The following is an 18,651-nucleotide window of genomic DNA, read 5'->3' as shown; positions in this document are numbered from 1 at the left end:
TGAGATTAGCGATGTTGAAGGGAAAGCATAAACAGGCCGGTGAGAAGGGCTATGAACTGGCCGACAAGCCATGCGGCATCGCTCCAGCGATCCCGCATGACGGTAACGAGTGGTTGGCCGTAGTAGATTTCCTTGATGCCAAGAGCTGCAAAGCTCCAGCGTTCAAGATGTTTTGCGGGAGACAGTTGTTCGATGCCGTCTCGGACCGTTTCGTAAGTCGCGAATGACGTCATGATCTGCTTTTCCTGCGGTTTGGCGATGCCGAGGGTGCGAAATACGCCGGCACCAACCTGATTGTCGGGATCGAGCGTATCGCCGATCTGCGGCACGATCAGAACAAGGACGAGCCAGATGGCGAAGGCTGCCATGATGGCGTGCGCCGGTCGGCGCATGTGGAGTGCCAGAAGCAAACCAAGAAGAAAAAATGAGCCTACATATATTGCCGCGGCGGCAAATGTGACCAGTATTCTGGCAATATCTGGCGCCGTAAGCCCGACCCCTCCGATTAGGGTAATTCCAGCTGCACCGACGCAAAACACAGCAGCCAGGATTGCGACCAGGACGGCCAGACTTCCGAGCGTTTTTCCAGCGAGCAGAACCCGAAACGATAGCGGACGGGTCAGGAGAAGACCGAGCGTGTTGCGACCGCGCTCGGAAGCCGCCGTGCGGTGCCCAAGGACGATACCGAGGATAGCGCCGATGATCTCCAAATACTCAATGAAACTGCGCAATAGCGCCAACGGTTTGAAAGCCGGTGGCGCAAGCGCGTCGGCGGATTTGCCAAGCGAGAGAAGCAAATCGCGCGAGGCAGCATAGTTGGCTACCTCCGCGTTCATAGCCACAGCACCAACAATCAGAGCAGTTGCACCGCAGAGTATGAGGAGCAGGCTGACGAGAGTGAAGAGTTTTCCCCGCGCGGCGTCGCGGATTTCCTTCTTCGCGATGGTAGTCAGTTGAAATGAAGTATCACTCATCCGTTTGACTCCGCGTGGGATCAAGGCGCAGCACGCCAAAGCAGGCGGCAGCAGCCAATAAAATGTTGGCAACGAAGAGGCTCGACAGACCAGCAACCGTTCCGAGCGCCGCACTATCGGCCGGCGCAAAGCCGAGTATGGACGCGGCGAGGTCGCGGTAGGTCGAGATCAACGAAACCGGAGCCAGTGCGGGGCCTGTCAGCGCGAAAAACCATCCTCCGGGCGGAGGCACCATTGCCTTGACAGGGTTCAACGCTGCCATCGGATTGATGTTTGAGGTAATCTGCGGAAGTACGAAGGTAAGTGTCAGCCAAACGGTGACAGGCACGAGCAACCCCATCGTTTCGGAGCGAAACAGACTGGCAGACGACATTGCAATCCAGCCAAACACCGTCAGCAACAAGGCCGACAAAGCGTAGAAGGACAGAAAGGCAATCCAGTCCTCGGTCGTTGGAGGAAGCGCCGGCAAAATTAAAAGAGTGATGGCGTTGGTGAGCGCTGCAATCAGTAGAATACAAGTGAGCATTACGACCAGCGCAAGCATCTTTCCCAGTGCATAGGCCACTCGGGAGATCGGCCGACTGGCCAGAAGAGGAAACACGCCGGATTTGCGATCCTCAACAATGATTTGATGTCCAAGAACAATGGCGACCAGAGCGCCGAGCAGTGAAACATAGGTGGTCATATTGCGCAGCATCGCCAGCGGTGATGTCTCATTGACCGGATTGGGAGGAATGGCCAAACCATCAGCCTGAAGCGCGATCGTTGCCTTGGTGTAGATTTGATTGATCGTGTTTGTCGCCGACCACCCCAGATAGGCCGAAAGCAGCACCATGGCCATAAACATCAGGGCCAACCACACGACGGTTCGGTCCCGGACGGCGTTGCTGATCGTTGCACGCGCTATGGTGCTTATTGCGACAGACGGCGGCATAGGTTCGCGCTGTGTCATGCCGCGATCTCGCTCTCAGGCGTCAAAGACAGATAGATGCTCTCCAATGCCGCGTCATCGCCAAAACGCTCCGTCACCGCCGCAATGGTATCGTGAAGAACAAGCCGTCCGTTGCTGAGAACGCCGATGGAGGTACACGTGCGCGACACCTCGCTGATCAGATGCGTGTTCATGAAGATGGTCGTGCCCTGCTCCCGATTGAGCCTGATGATCAGATCGCGCAGGGTTTTGATGCCGAGCGGATCAAGACCCGAGGTGGGCTCATCAAGGAAAAGGACTTTCGGCCGATGCAGCACTGCCTGTGCCAGGCCAATGCGCTGTCGTTGGCCCTTCGACATACTGCCGACCCGCTTCGGTCCAAGGTCTGTACAGTCCAAAAACGCCAGCGTCTCGCGAATATGCGGATCTGGATTGCGCAAACCCGATAGCCGACCGAGAAACCGGAGATTGTCGATCGCGCTCAGCGCCCCGTAGAGCTGCACGTTTTCCGGCACATAGCCGATATGGCGACGAGCGCCGATCGGGTTGGCAACGACATCAATACCGGAGACGAAAGCCCGCCCTGACGAGGGCTTCAAGAGTGTCGTGAGGATGTTCAGCGTCGTCGTCTTTCCTGCACCATTATGGCCGAGGAAACCGAAGACGCTGCCCTGCTCGACCTCGAGCGAGATGGACTTCAGGGCTTCATAGTTGTCGTAGCGTTTCGACAGTCTGTCGATCGTGATAGCGGGGATCATTGTTTTTCTCCTTTGGCAGCGGGAACGAGCATCGCTTTCAGAAGGCCGTCCTTGAGCCAGAATTGGTGAAAGAGTGCAGCGCCTGCGTGGAGAGCGATCAGTCCGATGAACACCGGCTTGGCCCAGGCATGGATATCGCCGAAGGGTCCGTCGGTGTAGAACCCGAGCAGACCAGTCACGGGAACCGCGATCAGGAGCGCGTAGAAGATCCAGTGGGTTATGCGCGAAGCAAACGACATCCAACCGGGGATTCCATCGGGACTCGAAGGCGCGCCGTGCGTCAGGCGGACGAACAAACGCAGGACGACAAGCACGAGGATTGCTGTACCGAACCAGTAATGCAGGCTGGCAATCGTCTGGTCGAAGGGTGAGGCAGCGCCGCCTTCAGCCATCGCATCGACGCTCGCAGTCATGCTTTCGCCAAAGATCAGCTGAACTGCGACAAGTGCGGCAATCAGCCAATGTAGCGTGATCTGTAGGCCGGAATAGCCACGCGCGCGCGTTACAGAGGTGTTGGTTGAATAGCTCATGGTCAATCGTTTCTCTGGCTCAGGATGTGGCGTAGAAAATTTCTCGTCCGCCCGGCTCCTGACCGGACGGATGTGGAATGGGTAGGATCACGCTTCGAAGGCTGTAATCTCGTCGGAACGGCGCCGGCTGAACGTCATGTAAAGGACGATGGCGACGATCGCTCCCAGGAACAGTGCGCTGGTTATGATCGTCCCGAATCCCAAACCACCGTATTCGACTGGTTGTGAGAGCAGATCGCCGAAGGACGCACCCAAAGGGCGGGTTAGGATGTAGGCAAGCCAGAACGACAGAATTGCATCGACTTTCAGGGCGAAATGAGCAAAGGCGATAGCAACGATGACGGCCGCAAAAATCATACCTGTTGTGAGATAGCCAAGATCGAAGTGCTCGGCGACAAGGTCACCGGCCGCCGTTCCCAACGCAAAGGTGAACAGGATCGCAAGCCAGTAGAAGGTCTCGCGGCGGGTCGTAAAGATCGCATGGATCGACAGCGTGCGCTCCGACGCGTACCAGAGGGCGAACGTGGCGAGGAGTGCTGCGCTGAAGGCGATTGTTGTCGTCGTGAGTGGAACTGCGAAGTTATCGACAAGATTATCGGTGATCAGCGTGCCAACAATGCTGATGAGAACGACTGCCAGCCAGTAGGCCCACGGCACGTACTTCTTCTGCGAAAATTGAAGGATGAGAGCGACAACCAGGACCGCGCTCATGATCACGGTCGTCGCTGTGAGACCCAGGCCAAGATTGACCGCGAGATAGTCGGCCGCCGTTTCACCCATGGTGACAGCCATCAGTTTGATCAACCAGAAATCGACCGTAACGTCGGGAACCCGGTTTTGCCCTATAGTCGTTGAATCATTTGCTGCCTGCAGCATGGCGCAATCTCCTGTCGCCTCGTTCGCAATGAGGGCGCGCCCGATCGGGCGCGCTGGTCGGCTCATAAAGATCGGCGAAATTTATTTGCCGAGCAGCTTCATCGCGTCACCGAAGAAGACGTCTGCACGCTTGTCGTCGTCGGCATTACACCGCTCGACACCCTTGGCCTCGAGGTCGGCGACTGCCTTGGCGTCAGCAGCACTCAACGTTGCGGCTGAAGTTGCCGTGCGCAACTCCTTCAGCATGTCTTCGCAAGGCGCAGGCGCTGCATAGGCCGATGACACAAAACTGGTGACCATTGTAATTGCAGCCGCAAGAAGTATCTTTTCCATTGGAATATCCCATCAGGTTCGGGCGGCGCCCCGACCCGGGTGCGTCAAGCCTCATGAACCTTTAAGGGCACAGACTTAGGACTGAATTAGAGGATCATCTTGGTTAGACGGTTGCGCTTGTGAAGACACTCGCGAACGTTAGGGTAACGATTAACCCCGACCGATCTTGCCTGTTAGAGATTTCCAAATGGACGCCGTATCGATCGGCCACGGTTCTGGCAATCGACAAACCAAGCCCACTGCCCTCCACTTCGGTATCGACCACACGATAGAAGCGATCAAAAACACGGGCTTTAAGGTCATCTGGAATGCCAGGCCCCGTGTCCGTTATCGTCAGCAAGGCTGTTTCGCCGCTACTGCAAACCGCAACATCGATTTCGCCACCCGGCATCGAATATTTGATTGCATTGTCGATAAGGCATTCGATCATCACGCGGAAATCGGTGGCATACCCCGAAACTTCGACCGCATCGGCACGGACAAAACCCAGATCGATGCCCCTGGCCTCCGCAAGAGGCGAAAAAGCAGCAGTTATTTCAAGCATCAGCGCACTGAGCGCGACACTGTCTTCGCGTGGCCGATGTTGTTCTGCTTCCTGACGGGCAAGGCGCAGTAGCTGATCCGTGACGATCACGGCACGGCGCACACCGCGCTCGAGATCGGCGAGACGCTCGCTGCCTTCCGGATCGGTCACCCGCGCCTTCAAGTTTCCGACTTGCAGACTGACGGCAGCAAGCGGTGTACGCAACTCGTGAGCAGCATCCGATAGGAAGGCCCTTTGTTTGTAAATTCGCTTGCAATAATGGCCCCCTGAGGGGGGATTTCGCGTCCAATATCCACCCCCTCTGACGATTTGTGTCAGCGTCCTTTCCTTTGGCCCCGATTGGCCGGGAAGGGCTTACGGGGATGATTTGCGTGGAAAAAATTGGTGACATCAGGCGTGCGTATTTCGAACAGGGGCGGACGATCAAGGAGATCGTTCGCACGCTGTCGGTTTCGCGCGAGACGGTCCGTAAGGTTGTACGAGGCGAGAAGACCGAGTTCAATTACGCTCGCGGTGTTCAGCCGACGCCGAAGCTTGGCGACTGGGTCAAGGATCTGACAACGATCCTTGAGAAGGAAGCGAAGCTACCGCGGCGTGAGCGCCGTTCGATACAACGGCTATTCGAGGAGTTGCGCGGACGCGGATATGATGGCGCGCATGACAGTGTGCATCGGTTCGCCAAGGCATGGCGTGACGAACGCGCTCGTGTCCCGGCGCATGCCTATGTGCCAATGAGCTTTGCGCCTGGTGAAGCCTACCAGTTCGACTGGAGCCACGAGACGATCACGCTTCAGGGTCTGCCTGTGACGGTCAAGGCAGCGCACATGAAGCTGTCGCACAGCCGCATGCCGTTCGTGCGGGTTTACTTTCGGGAGACACAGGAACTGGTGTTCGATGCTCATGACAAGGCGTTCCAGTTTTATGGCGGTGTCTGCCGGCGCGGCATCTACGACAATATGAAGACAGCGGTGGAGGCGATCTTCGTCGGCAAGGCGCGCCGATATAATGGCCGCTTTCTGCAAATGTGCTCGCATCATCTGGTCGAGCCTGTTGCGTGCACGCCGGCTTCGGGTTGGGAGAAGGGTCAGGTCGAGAACCAGGTCGGCAATCTGCGCGACCAGATGTTCCGGCCCAAGCCACGGGTAAAAAGTCTTGCCGAGTTGAATGCATGGCTGGAAGATCAGTGCATCGCCTACGCCAAGCGGACCCCGCATCCCGAGTTCAAGGATCGAATGATCTTCGACGTGTTCGAGGGGGAACGGGCGAGCCTGATGGGTCTGCGCGGTCCCTTCGACGGCTTTGTCGAGAAGGTTGTCAGGGCCAGTACCACGTGCCTGATCATGGCCGATCACAATCGCTACAGCGTCGATGCGCGGGCTGCAGGACGTATGGTGCTGGTGCGCTCGCATGCCGAACGCGTCGTCGTTCTTTTGGGTGAGGATGTCGTCGCGGATCATCCGCGATGCTTTCGGCGCGACCAGATCATCTACGATCCCTGGCATTACCTGCCGGTTTTGATGAAAAAGCCCGGAGCATTGCGCAATGGCGCACCCTTCAAGGACTGGGATTTACCACTCGCCCTGACCCAGGTACGGGCCAAACTGAAGAGCCATGCCGACGCTGACCGGCAGTTCGTCAAGGTCTTGAGTGCCGTGCTCGACCACGGCATTGCCGCAGTCGAGAGCGCTTGCACTGAGGCGTTGGAAGCCGGCGTCGCCAGCGGCGATGTGATCCTTGCCGTTCTGGCGCGCAGACAGCAGCCCACGCCGCCGCCCAGCGTCACGACACCGGATGCGCTGCGCCTGAAGATCGAACCTGTGGCCGATTGCGGCCGCTACGATGCCATAAGGAAGAGAGCCTGATGGAACGCCATGAGATTCTGGAGGCCATGAACGAGTTGAAGCTTTACGGCATGCGTGCCAGCTTCGACGAAATCGCCGGCAAGGGCCTTGCCCGGCGCGACGAACTTTATCCTCTCATCGCGAGTCTGATCCGCGCGGAGCGGACACACCGACAAGCCCGCTCCATCAGTTATCGCATGGCCGCAGCCAAGTTCCCGGTCCTCAAGGATATCGACAAGTTCGTCTTCGCCGATACGCCGGTCGATGAGGGGCTTGTTCGCGAACTTGCCTCTGGTGCGTTCCTCGATGCCAAGCGCAACGCGATATTTATTGGTGGGACGGGCACCGGAAAGACCCATTTGTGCATTGCTGTTGCATCAGCCGTTGTTCGCGCACGCGCCCGGGGCCGCTTCTTCAACCTCGTCGATCTGGTCAACCAGTTGGAGCAGGAAAAGGCCGCTGGTCGTAGCGGCCGGTTGTGCGAAAATCTGCTGCGCTACGATTTGATCGTTATCGACGAACTTGGATATCTGCCGTTCAGCCAGCATGGCGGCCAGCTCTTGTTCCATCTGATCAGCAAACTCTACGAAAACACCTCGCTGCTGATCACCACCAATCTCGCTTTTGCAGATTGGCCGAGCGTCTTTGGCGATGCCAAAATGACAACCGCTATGCTCGATCGCGTAACCCACCACTGCGACATTGTCGAAACCGGCAACCAGAGCTGGCGTTTTAAGAACCGCTCCTGAGCCCAACAGCATAGTCGTCAGACAGGGCTTCTGACAAACGCGCGCGACCCTGGCACGCCTTCGGTCGGGCTACGCCCTCCCTACGTCGTGCCAGGGTCGCACACAGCACCATACAGCACCGAACCGAGGTCAAACGTCACATTCCCATGCCGAAATGGGGGTCAATATTGGACGCGAAAAGGGGTCGTCCTTGGAAGCGATTTGACATTGCAGGGTGAGGTAATCACCGATGGTGTGATGTTTTCCTCCACTCTCGAGATAGCAATCGACGACGAGGACGCTTTTGATGAAAACTGCAATGCGGGATTTAGGACAAGGGATGAAGTGAGGGAGTGACGCCGGGAGTTGACGCCAGGAGCATATCCTCGAAACCGAGGAGCGGATCGGACCTTCGGTCTTTTCTTGAAATCAACAACGTATCGACCGTACCAAGTGGATGTACTGAGATATCCGCCGCCCAATGAAGCCCGTCAAGGACAGAGCGGGGTATGACCCCCACCGCGTTCCCCGCTGCGACGTGGGCGAGAATGGAGTGGTACGATGTCAATTCCACGGTCGGGACATCGGCAGCCAACCTCACCCAGCGCTCGGCGATACGTCGATACGTGCAGCCGGGTTCGAGCGCGGCCAAAGCCGTTGGTTGGATATCGCCTGCATCGCGGACCGGCGGATGATTTGGCGGCAGGATGAGAAGCAATTCCTCCTGATAAACCCGCGTTGCGTGAAGCGGCTGTTGTCCGCGGTCGGACATCGCCCATTCCAGCTGGTCCGCCGGCTGCGCGACCAACGCGCAGTCGAGTTCGTCGGCAATCACCGCCTTGGTCAATTCCTGCGTCGCGCCCAGCGTCAAGCGCAACGAAACCTGTGGCCAGGCCTCGTTGAAGCGCGCAAGCACTGGCGGCAGGCGGCTTGCTGCCGTGCTTTCCATCGTTCCGACCCGCAATGTTTCCAGCCTGTTTGCCTGCCTGAGCGCAAGCCGCGCCTCGGAGGCGAGTGTGACTATCCTTTTCGCATAGGCCACGAAGATATGGCCCTCGCGAGTTAGCGTCATCTTTTTTCCTTCCCGGCTGAACAGCAAGACGCCGAGCTGCTCCTCAAGCGACTGTAAACGCGTGCTCACATTCGAAGGCACACGACCAAGCTGTTTGGCAGCACGCGTCACACTCGCCTGTTCGGCAACGGTCAGGAAAATCTGCAGTGACGTCGGGTCCAAAACGATCTCCATTAAAGAATGACATTGATTTATTATTCTTCATAGACGAACATCAATCAAGGCGAAGGTAGGGCTCACGGCTATTCCAACAGAAAAGAAATGTTAGATGAGCGATAAAATCCAGAATGACATTCCTGGTGGCTTCTCATCACCGGCCTGCTCCATGCACGAAGTCGATCCTGCCTATATGGGGTTGGAAGGCAATTGGGCCGGCATCAAAGAATGGAGAACAGGAGAGCGCCGTCGGCTGATCGACCGCCGCAGTCTCCTCACCTCGCATGAGCGCGACAAGAAAACATCCGGGATCCAACGTCACCTTGATCGGCTTTTGCCGCACGTCACCGGGCGAAACATCAGCCTATACTGGCCATTTCTCGGAGAGCCGGACCTTCGCCGCTGGTTGGCCGCCGCGGCCGCTTGCGGCGCCACGTGCCTGTTGCCAGTGGTGAGTGAAAAGAACAAGCCCCTCACCTTCCGATCCTGGCGAGCCGGCGATGAGCTCATACGCGGCGTTCTCAATATTCCGGTTCCGCTTCACGGCGAGGAGCTTCAAGCCGAACTTGTCATTGCTCCGGTCGTCGGCTTTGACGCGTTATGTTACCGGCTTGGTTTCGGAGGCGGGTATTTTGACAGAACGTTAGCTGTACTAGACCCTAAACCTCTTGTGATCGGCGTGGGCTTCGATTTCCAGGAGATCGACACTATCCGCCCCCAACACCACGACATTCCGATGGATGCGATCGTCACGGACGGTGGAATTCGGTTTCGTGAGGGGAACGATGCACCCATCGTACAGATGTTCGGGAAGTAGCCGATGAACCACCTTCGGGCTGCTATCGTCGCCTTACGTCCGGCCGCAGCGATTGCCTAAAAGCGCAGGCACGTTGGCTTTGGCAACGGGTTTGTCAGGTTCAGTGCCCTTCCCGGTGTCCGTCAAAGATAGGACTGGATCAATGATGATGGACAATGAACGCCCAGGAAACATTTGGTTTGCATGGTACGCGTGGTATCCGGTTCTGCCGCGTGACGACACATTGTCCTGGCTTGAGATCGTGTATCGACGAAGAGGTTCGAACGGCCATTGGGAATACAGAACATTACGGCCTGCAGACGAACGGCATCTTGCTCAGGCCTGCATCCCGATATCTACAGGAGCATGAATCCCAACCATCGTCGAGAATTTGTAATTATCCGGCTGATTAAAGCCGATAACAGAGCCGTGACACGAAGGACAAACTTGATATCTCTGGGAAGATAAAGGCGCGATGCCGCTCGTGAACACCGCGCCAGTCAGGTTTTCTTCGCGGGGTCATCGAGCGCTGGATTGTAAAAGAGCGAAAGCGTGAGGCTTCTCGCGATGCGCTCTGCCGTCGTCATAAACCATGCCTTGGCTTGTTCGTTCGGAGCGACGTCGTCCAACGTTGCGGAAAAAAGCTCGAGCCATTTTGGGAAAAGCTCTGGTGTCAGATTCGGGACGGCCACATGTGCCTGAACCGGTTTTCCCCCGTAGGACCCATCGTGGAATGCCAAGGACGACCAAAAACTTTTCATCTTTCGTGTGTGCTCCGACCAACGCCCCGAAAGACGCGCGTCGAACACGGGACCGAGTTCGGGATGTTCCAGAACGCGCCCATAAAATGTATCGACCAAGCCGCTGATGAAAGCGCGATCGACGCCCATCGCTTTCATTTTCGCCTCTGCGCGGTGTTGGACATCCGCGACATGAGCGACGCGGCCTTGCAATTCATTTTCCATTTTCGTCACCATCGCAAAGCGTTGCAAGCACTGTATCTCTGCTCCACGCAATGCGCAAACAGAGCGCAGCGCCCTTTTGAGCTGCCATTATTCACGCGTTGGGCGTATCGATCGCCTGCCACTGAGGAATGTCATTTCCTCGTGTTGAACTTTGTTTTCAGTGTCGAGAATAGCGCGCCAGAGGCGATTTCCGAATCTTAGCGACAAACGCCTCGTCCCGGCGTGCTCATCCGAGCCTATTTCGACAGAGCTGGCGACAAGGCCGCGCTGGATATGGCGGCGGAATTCCGGCAGAGGCACTCCGAACCGCTCCGCCAGCTCGCTCGAATCCAGTGTGAAATCGCCATTCTCATTACTTTCGACAAACAAAATCAGCCCTCTTGTCATTCAAAAGCACCTCCACAAAAATCTATATATGAGAACGATATGCTCTTGTCATTCTTCTTTTGTGAATTACGATCAATTGATCGCGCATGTTTAAATGTGGCGTCGGCGGGCCAGTCGTCTCAATCCCAGCGCTTGCGCTGACAGTCGGGATGATTTTCGCGCAAACGCGAAACTGACGAGCACATACAACCAGGATCTATTTCGCATGACCGATTTAAAAACCATTGCCGCCGCCAATGGCATCGCCAATGACACTGCTTTCGGCGCCGTGACACCTCCCCTTTACTTATCCAGCAACTTCGAGTTTCGAAAATTCGAACACGCGCAGGATTACGAGTATTCCCGAACCTCCAACCCGACACGGGATTTGCTAGCCGATACATTGGCGAAGCTTGAAGGCGGAGCGGGAGCGGTCGTGACATCGTCCGGAATGGCGGCGCTAAATCTGATCCTCAGCCTCGTGAAGCCAGGAGATCGCGTCATAGCGCCTCACGATTGCTACGGCGGAACATACCGATTGCTTCGCACCTTGTCAGATAAAGGCCATTTCGTGGTCGAGTTCGTTGATCAGCAAGACAAGGATGCTGTGGCTGCGACCCTGAAACAGCGCGCCTCACTGGTGATGGTCGAAACGCCGAGCAACCCGTTGATGCGGGTGGTGGATATCAAAGCTATTGCAATGAAGGCCAAATTGGCAAAAGCTCGCCTGGTCGTTGACAACACATTCCTGTCACCTGCGCTGCAACAGCCCATTGCTCTCGGCGCCGATTTCGTCATCCACTCCACCACAAAGTATCTCAACGGTCATTCCGATGTCGTCGGGGGCGCGGTTATTGCCGCTAACTCCCGTGATGTTGACGAACTCAAGGCGTGGGCTAACCTCCTCGGTGTCACAGGATCGCCCTTCGATTCCTACCTGACCCTTCGGGGTATCCGCACGCTGTTCCCGCGCATTGAGCAGCAGCAAAAGACCGCCGCCGCCGTAGCGGAATTTCTCGATCGGCGGGCAGAGGTGAAAGCCGTTCACTACCCCGGACTGGCAAATCACCCGGGCCGTGAACTTGCACTTCGACAGCAGAGAGGTTTCGGCGCTATGCTGAGTTTCGAGCTGGAAGGCGGCCTTGACGCGGTGCGTGGTTTTGTAGCCGCATTGAAAGTCTTCACGCTCGCCGAGTCACTGGGCGGTGTGGAAAGTCTGATCGCGCACCCGACAACCATGACGCATGCCGGAATGAGCGAAGATGCGCGTTCGGCTGCAGGGATCAATGATAGTCTGCTACGGGTTTCGATCGGATTGGAAGCCGAAGAAGATCTGCTGTCGGATCTGGCATTCAGCCTAACTGCTGCGAGCAGCAATTCGGCTGGATGAGATCCTCACCTACACCTTCCCCCCGCATCAGATGTTGAAGCCTGCAAACGGGAACGAAAAGAAACAAATGCGCGGAAGAGCCGCCTGAACCGACCTGCCAGCCGTCCGTCGAGGCGTCATCGCCCCACTCGCCAGCTTTGGGCGGCGGTCTTTCGAATGCGTGTGGTACCACGGTGGCGAAATCCGGGAAGACTGACAGCTTGAGCTTTGCAGGCTGGACGCAAATTACTCGCGCATCGTGAGCGTAGACGGCATGCGTTTAGCGCACTGCGGCTCAGGGTGGTGTCAGGAACGTAGAAATGACAGTTAACGAATTCAATCCGCGTAAGAAGAAACCGATGATCGTCATCAGCGCTGTTGATGAAAGCCGGTTGGGTGGACTTGCGGCAACCGTCTCCACCCGGATGCCGGATCTTTCAGGCGAGCTTCTCGCTGAATTGGAGAGGGCAAAGATCATCCCGCATCATTCGATGCCCGAAAAGATCGTTCGAATGGGCTCAACCCTGGAGTACACCTCTGACGATAGCCAGAAACGGCAGGTTACTCTGGTTTACCCAGGCGATGCAGATATTGCCCTTGGCAAAATCTCAATTCTTGCGCCGATCGGTACGGCCATGATCGGGCTCTCCCAAGTGCAATCGATTGAATGGGCCGCGCGCGACGGGCGACGGCATCTCCTGAGGGTCATCACCGTCTCCAATGAAGTCGAGGCGGTAAACTAGCAGGGCTGGCGCCATCATGATTGCAAATCCTCAGATAGGGCACTGGGCGATCCCACTGGCGGCGGGTTCGCGCGGCCAGCACTACAGTGCCTGGGTCTTGGCCGCGCTAGTAAGACCCACTCCAATTCTGGATTTCGCTGCACAGCTCCATTTGATGGCGCCAGAAAATGAGAAAGCTGCTTTGGCGAAGGTTCCCACTATATATTAGCGTTAAAGCTTAGCAAGGGCCGCTTGGATGCGTTCACCGGCCTTCTTAGGGAACTTTGCGGTCTTGACTGCTTCGAGGTTAACGGCCGGATCACCCACGATAACTACAGCTGCCATGCCCATGGAGTAATGCGGAGTACATTTGATCACGTAGGTGCCGGCAATGGTAAACGTCACCTTGGCTGTTTCATTAACTTTACTCTTGAACGCTTCCGCACCTGCAGGAAGCATACCCTTAACGGTCTCGGCATTGTGGCTCTTGTCGGTCGGGATGAAGGAGACCGTATCGCCGGGACTGATTTTGCTTAAGACCGGTTCGAACACCATGACTCCGTCTGGGCCCTTGTTGAGCATGTGGACTTCAAAGTCAGCGGCAAGCGCCGTCGTTGTCAGAGCGGCCAGCAGGGCTAAACTCGTGAGGCATGTGTAAGCAAAACGCATTTCAATTCTCCTTGAAGACAGAAGACCTGTCCGGTGGTTGTTGAGATGAAGTTATGCTGATTGAACTAGCGCCTCATTGACATAACGCAAATAGATTCATCGAAAATACTTCTTTAAGCCAGAATAATTGAAATGCTTTTCTATTCTCGGTCGCCATCAGCCAATTGCGAGAGCCTCGTGGGGTCGAGAACGAGCAATTTTTGCCGCCCGCCTTCAACGAGACCTTTCGTTTCCCAGGCACTGAGAATGCGAGAAACGGTGTGCAATGTCGTTCCGGTCATTTCGGCGATGTCTTGACGGGAGATCTGAAAATCGATGCGGATACCGTTATCTTCTTTCTTGCCGGCCTGCTTTATCAGGCGAAGAACAACGTGTGCGACACGGCGTTCCACCTCCTGGGTCGACATTTCGCGAATGCGGGTATGGGCTTCCTCCAGCCGTTGGCCGATTGTCTTCATTGCACCGATCGCCAGTGCCGGATTCTGCTCAACGAAAAGCTGCCACATGTCGGTCATCCAGACGAGCACAACGCTTTCTGCCGCAGCGATCGCCGTTCCGGGGTAGTCATCGCGCTGCAGCGCCTTGGCAAAACCGAACAAGTCTCCGGGATGCACCATACGGACAATAATCTGCTGACCGTCCGCAGTAACCTGCACCACCTTCAGGCGCCCGTGCAGCAGGAGGTAAAAGTGGGTTGCAAGTCCGCCCTGCTCAAATACCGCCTGTCCTTGAGGAATGCGGCGTGAAACTGCCGAGTCCAGGAGCTTGTCAAGGTCGGAGTCACTCGTCTTGTCGAACAAGGAGAGCGACCTGACCAATGTCTTGTCTATTCCCACCACAATGGATCCTTCAAACGATCAATTTTCTCCCGTTTGTATAGGCATTCCTGCGCAAGCGCAAAGCGCGCCAATGCGTCGAAGGGTATATCCTTGCGGTTTCGCAACAAGGCGGCACCCGATCGCCTATAGTCCTGTCTGTCGCAAAGAAACAGACAACATCCGATGCGGAGTGAACGAATGACTACGGGACCTCATGAAAAACCGACCGTGCGGGTGAGCCGGGCCGTTCCGCGTGGTCTCGCCACCACCGGACCGATATTGTTTTCCTACGGTTTCCGGCCGTTCTTTCTTGGCGGCGGATTCTGGGCCGTCGTCGCCATGGTGCTCTGGATCGTGGCACTGATGTTCGGCTGGCCAATCGGCGGCACATATGGGGCCGCCCGCTGGCACGCCCATGAAATGCTGTTCGGATTCACCCCGGCGATCCTTGCAGGCTTCCTCTTGACGGCGGTTCCCAACTGGACCGGCCGTCTGCCGGTCTCCGGCCCGCCCTTAATGGTGCTGGTTGCGATCTGGGCAGCTGGCCGTCTGGCGATGCTGTCGCCGGCCCTGATCGGCGTCACGACGGCTACCGCTGTCGATGCGCTGTTTCTGCCTTCGCTGCTATTCATCTGCGCCCGGGAGGTGATTGCCGGCCGCAAATGGAGCGATCTGAAGGTCGTGGGCGGCCTCGCGGCCCTGTCGTTCTCAAATATTCTCTTTCACTACGCGGTCATCGGCGCAGACCACTCGGGCGTCGCCAACCGGCTGGCAATCTCCGCCTATGTCATGTTGATCACGATCATCGGCGGCCGTATCATTCCGAGCTTTACCCGCAATTGGCTGAACAAGTTTGGCCACAAGAAATTCCCGGTGCCGCACAACCGGTTCGACCTGATCGCCAACTTCGGCGGGCTGATCGCGCTCTGCGCCTGGGTCGTGCGCCCCGAACATCCGGCAACGGCGGTTCTGGCGACGGTCGCCGGCCTGCTGCACGCAATCCGCCTCACCCGCTGGCGCGGCTGGACGACATGGCCGGAAAAACTGCTTGTGATCCTGCACCTTGCCTATGCCCTTGTCGCTTTCGGCCTATTCGGCATTGCGCTCGGTGCGCTTGGGGTGATCGACGAATTCTCGGTCCTGCATCTGCTGTCTGTCGGCACCATCACTTCGATGATGATCGCAGTGATGAGCCGCGTCAGCCGGGGCCATACCGGGCGGGTACTAACAGCCTCGCCGATGGCGGCCGTCTCCTATGCCGCGATCCTTCTGGCTGCTGTGCTGCGGCCGCTGGCCAATGTGCTGCCGGAGTTTTATGATCAATTAATCGCTGCGGCCGGCCTGTTCTGGATCATCGCCTTCGTGCTGTTCTGCTGGGATTGCGGCCCAATGCTGCTCAGCGTGCGACGAGATGTCCGGGGGCAGAGCGCATAAAACTGACCCGATTCTTGTTTCTCGGGCGCATTTGCTGATATTGTCCTATGGGAAATTCCGATCCGCCGCGCTGGAGAGACGATGCAACTGACGGCCTTTTCCGACTATTCGCTGCGCCTGATGATGATGGCGACCGCCCATAGCGACAGGCTGGTGACGATCGAGGAGACGGCTCGGGCCTTTGACATATCGCGGGCGCACCTGATGAAGGTCGCCCAACATCTGGTCCGACAAGGGTTTTTGAAGGCTGTGCGGGGGCGGACCGGTGCACTGACGCTGGCAAGGCCGCCCGAAGCGATCGGGCTCGGCGAGATCGTGCGCTCCACGGAGCGGGATTTTACCCTGGTGGAGTGCTTCGGGCCGGACAACCGCTGCCGGATCACTCCCCGCTGCCGGTTGCGCGGTGTGCTCGCCGATGCGCTTGACGCATTTCTGTCGGTGCTGGATCGCCACACGATGCATGTTCTCGTGCGCAATCCGCAGGATTTCGACATGCGCGCCGTTGAACAAAACCTGCCGATCGAAAACCTGCAGCTTGCCGAAGCGAACATCGCTCCGGCTTAGAAGCGCAACGCCACTGCGGCCACCACCATCTCGGGTGTCCACGGCGGGTCGTAGACCAGATCGACATGCACAGACTGGACGCCCTCTATCTTCTGGGCGCAAATGGCGACAGCGTCCTTTAAAAAGGTGGTTGCCGGGCATCCCTTCATCGTCGTTGTCATTGTCACCCGCACTGCGCCGCCCGGCTGCACGGCGATGCCGTAGATCAGCCCGAGATCGACGACATTCTCGCCCAGTTCGGGATCGATCACCATGCGCAGGCGATCAGCGATCCGGACTGGCAGATCCAGGGGGTCAGGCATGGGCCCTCTCCTTGGGTGCACCGATGCGGATCAGCATGCGGAAAGTTTCACCGGCATCGTCAAAATTGCCGGCCCATTGGTGTCCGCGCTTGATCAGTTCGGGAAACAGGAACAGCGGCTCGCGCGCCAGAAGCACGAACATAACCGCGCCCGGTTTCATCTTTTCCGCAGCTGCTAGAATGCGCACCATCGGCTCCGGCGGATCGAGATCAATGAGATTAAGTTGGCGCTCCGGCTCTGGCCAAGCCTGCGGCGCGCCAGCAGTACTGGAAATGACCTCGTCATTGCCGGACGGCTTCGGGGTGAAGACCACCTCCCAGTCGCCGCCCTCGATTTCGCGCGACTGGTGGGAAAAGCCGCGATTGGCCATCACGTCGAACAAGGGCGTAGGGCAAAAGGTGGCGTAGAGTTTCAGGCCCTGGGCAGGCTCAAGGCCCATCACGGCCTGCATGATGGCCTGAAACGGCTCGCCGCCGTTCTTCAGTAGCGGGCGGACGTCGAGTTCGAGGGGCGGCACAGTCATGGAGACCTCCTGGTCGGCATGTGAGGAAGGAAGAGATTGGGACGGACGGCGCCGCCGGGCAGCTGCAAGATGATGGATACATGGGCCAGCCGTCGGGCACGCGCAAATTCGAGGATCACGCAAAGGGTCGCGACCAGCTGGCAAAGCGCCGCCAGCCGGAAGACCGTCGGCTGCTGCGCCAGCAGCGCCAGGGTGGCGACCGCCACTGCGGCAAAGAACAGCATGAACCAGCGCGTTGCCTTTCTCTCGTCAACCAGATCCTGGACGCGCGGCGTCGGCACCCGCCCGAGGATCGGACCGTAGCACTCGAGCCAAGTCAGGAACGGGATAATCTTGTAGAGTTGGGCAAGCCCGAGACCGGTCAGCCAGCCGAAAACCGCCATATAGGTGAGTGCCGCAACGCCCGCGTTGGTTGGGCCCGCGACAGCGATAATGCTGGCGATTGCGATTGTGGCAATGAGGGCCGCATAGGCGCCGAGGCTGACGCGGCTGTTGAGTTCCATCTGCCGGCGTTTGGCCCCGCGGTAGAGCCGCAGCACATCGGCCCCGTAGACGGTCAGGGCAAGAAAGCCCAGCACTGCGGCCACAAACAGCATCCCCGGCGCTCCCGCATCAAGGGCGATGACGAGCGGTGGAGCACCTGCCACCATCATAAGCGCTGTTGCTCCGGCCCACCAGACGAAGCGCTGCTTCGCCTGGGCGTTTTCCGGCGACAGCATGAACATCGCCAACAGACGGTAGCTCACCCCCATCGCAGTAAACGTCATCCAGCCGCCGAGCCCGAGAATAGCGTGCGACGAGACGCCGTTGATCAACAGCGCCACTGCAGGGTCGCCTTGCGACAGTCCGGACAGCGTCAAGGTGAAGCTTGCGCCAAACGCGACCGTGCCGGACAGCGATGCCAAGCCGACGACGACAAAACGTGCCGACAGGGGCAAGGGTCGCGCCCGCCACAGCGTCACCGCGAAGATGCCGATCAGCAGCGAAAAGCCGAGAGCAAGCAGCCCGGCGCCGGCCGGCAGATGATAGACCGCCCATCCGGTTCCGCTGGCCTGTGCGGCAAAACCCGATAAAAGGCACAAGAGCCCGGTGACGAGCAGCACGAGCGCTGGAAAGGCCAGATGCCCGCCGCAGAGCGGGCGAGCCACCAGGACCGGAACGAACTGCAGCAGCGCGCCGTTCATCAGTAGGCCAAGCCAGCCGATAGTCAGGGTGTGAACGAGGACAAGTGTTTCCGGAGCGCCCGGCTCCACCGCCGGATAGCCGAAGCCAAGCGACATCATTGCCTGGCCCGCCACCAGGAAGAGCAGCGCAGCGGCGAAATAGGACATCGTCCAGCGAGAAAGTGTGGCACTTGGCATCGCGGATCACCCTTACGGT

22 protein-coding genes are annotated in these 18,651 nt (G+C 57.8%); 7 read left to right on the top strand and 15 right to left on the bottom strand.

Going from position 1 to position 18,651, the window contains the following annotated elements:
* Positions 1-5: 5 nt before the first annotated feature.
* From R6X40_RS26315 to R6X40_RS26285, 7 genes are all read right to left on the bottom strand, one after another.
* Positions 6-974 (bottom strand): ABC transporter permease, encoded by a 969-nt coding sequence (locus R6X40_RS26315; RefSeq protein WP_318417530.1) that lies wholly within the window; start codon positions 972-974, stop codon positions 6-8.
* Positions 967-1,926 carry an ABC transporter permease gene (locus R6X40_RS26310; protein ID WP_318417528.1) on the bottom strand — a complete coding sequence of 320 codons (960 nt, stop codon included), beginning with the start codon at positions 1,924-1,926 and terminating at the stop codon, positions 967-969. The genes R6X40_RS26315 and R6X40_RS26310 overlap by 8 nt, the downstream gene beginning before the upstream one ends.
* Complete coding sequence (locus R6X40_RS26305) at positions 1,923-2,663, bottom strand: ABC transporter ATP-binding protein (protein ID WP_318417526.1); 741 nt, start codon at positions 2,661-2,663, stop codon at positions 1,923-1,925. The genes R6X40_RS26310 and R6X40_RS26305 overlap by 4 nt, the downstream gene beginning before the upstream one ends.
* A complete protein-coding gene (locus R6X40_RS26300) occupies positions 2,660-3,193 on the bottom strand; it encodes a cytochrome b (RefSeq protein ID WP_318417524.1) in 534 nt (177 codons plus the stop codon). The genes R6X40_RS26305 and R6X40_RS26300 overlap by 4 nt, the downstream gene beginning before the upstream one ends.
* A gap of 87 nt (positions 3,194-3,280) precedes the next feature.
* Positions 3,281-4,069 carry a hypothetical protein gene (locus R6X40_RS26295; protein WP_318417523.1) on the bottom strand — a complete coding sequence of 263 codons (789 nt, stop codon included), beginning with the start codon at positions 4,067-4,069 and terminating at the stop codon, positions 3,281-3,283.
* An 81-nt stretch (positions 4,070-4,150) separates the two neighbouring features.
* A complete protein-coding gene (locus R6X40_RS26290; protein WP_318417521.1) occupies positions 4,151-4,402 on the bottom strand; it encodes a hypothetical protein in 252 nt (83 codons plus the stop codon).
* A 103-nt stretch (positions 4,403-4,505) separates the two neighbouring features.
* Positions 4,506-5,192, bottom strand: coding sequence for a HAMP domain-containing sensor histidine kinase (locus R6X40_RS26285; protein WP_318417652.1), 687 nt, complete (start codon positions 5,190-5,192; stop codon positions 4,506-4,508).
* A 116-nt stretch (positions 5,193-5,308) separates the two neighbouring features.
* Between R6X40_RS26285 and istA the strand changes: the two genes are divergently transcribed.
* Positions 5,309-6,808, top strand: a complete 1,500-nt coding sequence (istA, locus tag R6X40_RS26280; protein ID WP_318417519.1) for an IS21 family transposase — start codon at positions 5,309-5,311, stop codon at positions 6,806-6,808.
* Positions 6,808-7,536 (top strand): IS21-like element helper ATPase IstB, encoded by a 729-nt coding sequence (gene istB, locus R6X40_RS26275; RefSeq protein ID WP_318417518.1) that lies wholly within the window; start codon positions 6,808-6,810, stop codon positions 7,534-7,536. The genes istA and istB overlap by 1 nt, the downstream gene beginning before the upstream one ends.
* A 307-nt stretch (positions 7,537-7,843) precedes the next feature.
* Here the strand turns inward: istB and R6X40_RS26270 are convergent, their stop codons facing one another.
* Complete coding sequence (locus R6X40_RS26270) at positions 7,844-8,749, bottom strand: LysR substrate-binding domain-containing protein (protein WP_318417517.1); 906 nt, start codon at positions 8,747-8,749, stop codon at positions 7,844-7,846.
* A gap of 106 nt (positions 8,750-8,855) precedes the next feature.
* Between R6X40_RS26270 and R6X40_RS26265 the strand changes: the two genes are divergently transcribed.
* Entirely contained in the window at positions 8,856-9,560 is a 705-nt protein-coding gene (locus tag R6X40_RS26265) for a 5-formyltetrahydrofolate cyclo-ligase (RefSeq protein WP_318417515.1), read from the top strand.
* A 479-nt stretch (positions 9,561-10,039) separates the two neighbouring features.
* Here the strand turns inward: R6X40_RS26265 and R6X40_RS26255 are convergent, their stop codons facing one another.
* Both R6X40_RS26255 and R6X40_RS26250 read right to left on the bottom strand, forming a co-directional pair.
* Positions 10,040-10,504: a truncated hemoglobin gene (locus tag R6X40_RS26255; protein ID WP_318417514.1), complete on the bottom strand. Its 465-nt coding sequence runs from the start codon at positions 10,502-10,504 to the stop codon at positions 10,040-10,042.
* Positions 10,505-10,591: 87 nt separating this feature from the next.
* Positions 10,592-10,873: a DUF6522 family protein gene (locus R6X40_RS26250; protein ID WP_318417649.1), complete on the bottom strand. Its 282-nt coding sequence runs from the start codon at positions 10,871-10,873 to the stop codon at positions 10,592-10,594.
* 223 nt (positions 10,874-11,096) lie between these two features.
* Between R6X40_RS26250 and metB the strand changes: the two genes are divergently transcribed.
* Both metB and rnk read left to right on the top strand, forming a co-directional pair.
* Positions 11,097-12,260, top strand: a complete 1,164-nt coding sequence (metB, locus tag R6X40_RS26245; protein ID WP_318417513.1) for a cystathionine gamma-synthase — start codon at positions 11,097-11,099, stop codon at positions 12,258-12,260.
* Positions 12,261-12,559: 299 nt separating this feature from the next.
* A complete protein-coding gene (gene rnk, locus R6X40_RS26240) occupies positions 12,560-12,982 on the top strand; it encodes a nucleoside diphosphate kinase regulator (protein WP_318417511.1) in 423 nt (140 codons plus the stop codon).
* A 210-nt stretch (positions 12,983-13,192) separates the two neighbouring features.
* On the opposite strand, the gene R6X40_RS26235 is transcribed toward rnk, so the two are convergent.
* Together R6X40_RS26235 and R6X40_RS26230 are read right to left on the bottom strand one after the other, a co-directional pair.
* A complete protein-coding gene (locus R6X40_RS26235) occupies positions 13,193-13,630 on the bottom strand; it encodes a pseudoazurin (protein ID WP_318417510.1) in 438 nt (145 codons plus the stop codon).
* 140 nt (positions 13,631-13,770) lie between these two features.
* A complete protein-coding gene (locus R6X40_RS26230; protein WP_318417508.1) occupies positions 13,771-14,466 on the bottom strand; it encodes a Crp/Fnr family transcriptional regulator in 696 nt (231 codons plus the stop codon).
* 180 nt (positions 14,467-14,646) lie between these two features.
* On the opposite strand from R6X40_RS26230, the gene R6X40_RS26225 reads away from it, so the two are divergent.
* A complete protein-coding gene (locus R6X40_RS26225) occupies positions 14,647-15,882 on the top strand; it encodes an NnrS family protein (RefSeq protein ID WP_318417506.1) in 1,236 nt (411 codons plus the stop codon).
* A gap of 81 nt (positions 15,883-15,963) precedes the next feature.
* Complete coding sequence (locus R6X40_RS26220) at positions 15,964-16,446, top strand: Rrf2 family transcriptional regulator (protein WP_318417504.1); 483 nt, start codon at positions 15,964-15,966, stop codon at positions 16,444-16,446.
* Here R6X40_RS26220 and R6X40_RS26215 read toward each other — a convergent pair.
* The 3 genes from R6X40_RS26215 to R6X40_RS26205 are packed head-to-tail and all read right to left on the bottom strand — an operon-like array spanning position 16,443 to position 18,632.
* Complete coding sequence (locus tag R6X40_RS26215; RefSeq protein ID WP_318417503.1) at positions 16,443-16,748, bottom strand: metal-sulfur cluster assembly factor; 306 nt, start codon at positions 16,746-16,748, stop codon at positions 16,443-16,445. The two genes, R6X40_RS26220 and R6X40_RS26215, sit on opposite strands and share 4 nt — an antisense overlap.
* Complete coding sequence (locus tag R6X40_RS26210) at positions 16,741-17,271, bottom strand: DUF2249 domain-containing protein (protein WP_318417501.1); 531 nt, start codon at positions 17,269-17,271, stop codon at positions 16,741-16,743. The genes R6X40_RS26215 and R6X40_RS26210 overlap by 8 nt, the downstream gene beginning before the upstream one ends.
* Positions 17,268-18,632 (bottom strand): hypothetical protein, encoded by a 1,365-nt coding sequence (locus R6X40_RS26205; protein ID WP_318417499.1) that lies wholly within the window; start codon positions 18,630-18,632, stop codon positions 17,268-17,270. The genes R6X40_RS26210 and R6X40_RS26205 overlap by 4 nt, the downstream gene beginning before the upstream one ends.
* Between the last annotated feature and the right edge of the window lie 19 nt (positions 18,633-18,651).

The sequence above is a fragment of the Rhizobium sp. PL01 genome, from assembly GCF_033447125.1.
In the GTDB taxonomy this organism is placed as follows: Bacteria; Pseudomonadota; Alphaproteobacteria; order Rhizobiales; family Rhizobiaceae; genus Pararhizobium.
This window is presented reverse-complemented; position numbering and strand designations above follow the sequence as displayed.

Excerpts from the sequence above, each read along its gene's own strand:
- R6X40_RS26315 (WP_318417530.1), bottom strand. The coding sequence starts at position 974 with ATGAGTGATACTTCATTTCAACTGACTACCATCGCGAAGAAGGAAATC.
- R6X40_RS26310 (WP_318417528.1), bottom strand. The coding sequence starts at position 1,926 with ATGACACAGCGCGAACCTATGCCGCCGTCTGTCGCAATAAGCACCATA.
- R6X40_RS26305 (WP_318417526.1), bottom strand. The coding sequence starts at position 2,663 with ATGATCCCCGCTATCACGATCGACAGACTGTCGAAACGCTACGACAAC.
- R6X40_RS26300 (WP_318417524.1), bottom strand. The coding sequence starts at position 3,193 with ATGAGCTATTCAACCAACACCTCTGTAACGCGCGCGCGTGGCTATTCC.
- R6X40_RS26295 (WP_318417523.1), bottom strand. The coding sequence starts at position 4,069 with ATGCTGCAGGCAGCAAATGATTCAACGACTATAGGGCAAAACCGGGTT.
- R6X40_RS26290 (WP_318417521.1), bottom strand. The coding sequence starts at position 4,402 with ATGGAAAAGATACTTCTTGCGGCTGCAATTACAATGGTCACCAGTTTT.
- istA (WP_318417519.1), top strand. The coding sequence starts at position 5,309 with ATGATTTGCGTGGAAAAAATTGGTGACATCAGGCGTGCGTATTTCGAA.
- istB (WP_318417518.1), top strand. The coding sequence starts at position 6,808 with ATGGAACGCCATGAGATTCTGGAGGCCATGAACGAGTTGAAGCTTTAC.
- R6X40_RS26265 (WP_318417515.1), top strand. The coding sequence starts at position 8,856 with ATGAGCGATAAAATCCAGAATGACATTCCTGGTGGCTTCTCATCACCG.
- R6X40_RS26255 (WP_318417514.1), bottom strand. The coding sequence starts at position 10,504 with ATGGAAAATGAATTGCAAGGCCGCGTCGCTCATGTCGCGGATGTCCAA.
- metB (WP_318417513.1), top strand. The coding sequence starts at position 11,097 with ATGACCGATTTAAAAACCATTGCCGCCGCCAATGGCATCGCCAATGAC.
- rnk (WP_318417511.1), top strand. The coding sequence starts at position 12,560 with ATGACAGTTAACGAATTCAATCCGCGTAAGAAGAAACCGATGATCGTC.
- R6X40_RS26235 (WP_318417510.1), bottom strand. The coding sequence starts at position 13,630 with ATGCGTTTTGCTTACACATGCCTCACGAGTTTAGCCCTGCTGGCCGCT.
- R6X40_RS26225 (WP_318417506.1), top strand. The coding sequence starts at position 14,647 with ATGACTACGGGACCTCATGAAAAACCGACCGTGCGGGTGAGCCGGGCC.
- R6X40_RS26220 (WP_318417504.1), top strand. The coding sequence starts at position 15,964 with ATGCAACTGACGGCCTTTTCCGACTATTCGCTGCGCCTGATGATGATG.
- R6X40_RS26215 (WP_318417503.1), bottom strand. The coding sequence starts at position 16,748 with ATGCCTGACCCCCTGGATCTGCCAGTCCGGATCGCTGATCGCCTGCGC.
- R6X40_RS26210 (WP_318417501.1), bottom strand. The coding sequence starts at position 17,271 with ATGACTGTGCCGCCCCTCGAACTCGACGTCCGCCCGCTACTGAAGAAC.
- R6X40_RS26205 (WP_318417499.1), bottom strand. The coding sequence starts at position 18,632 with ATGCCAAGTGCCACACTTTCTCGCTGGACGATGTCCTATTTCGCCGCT.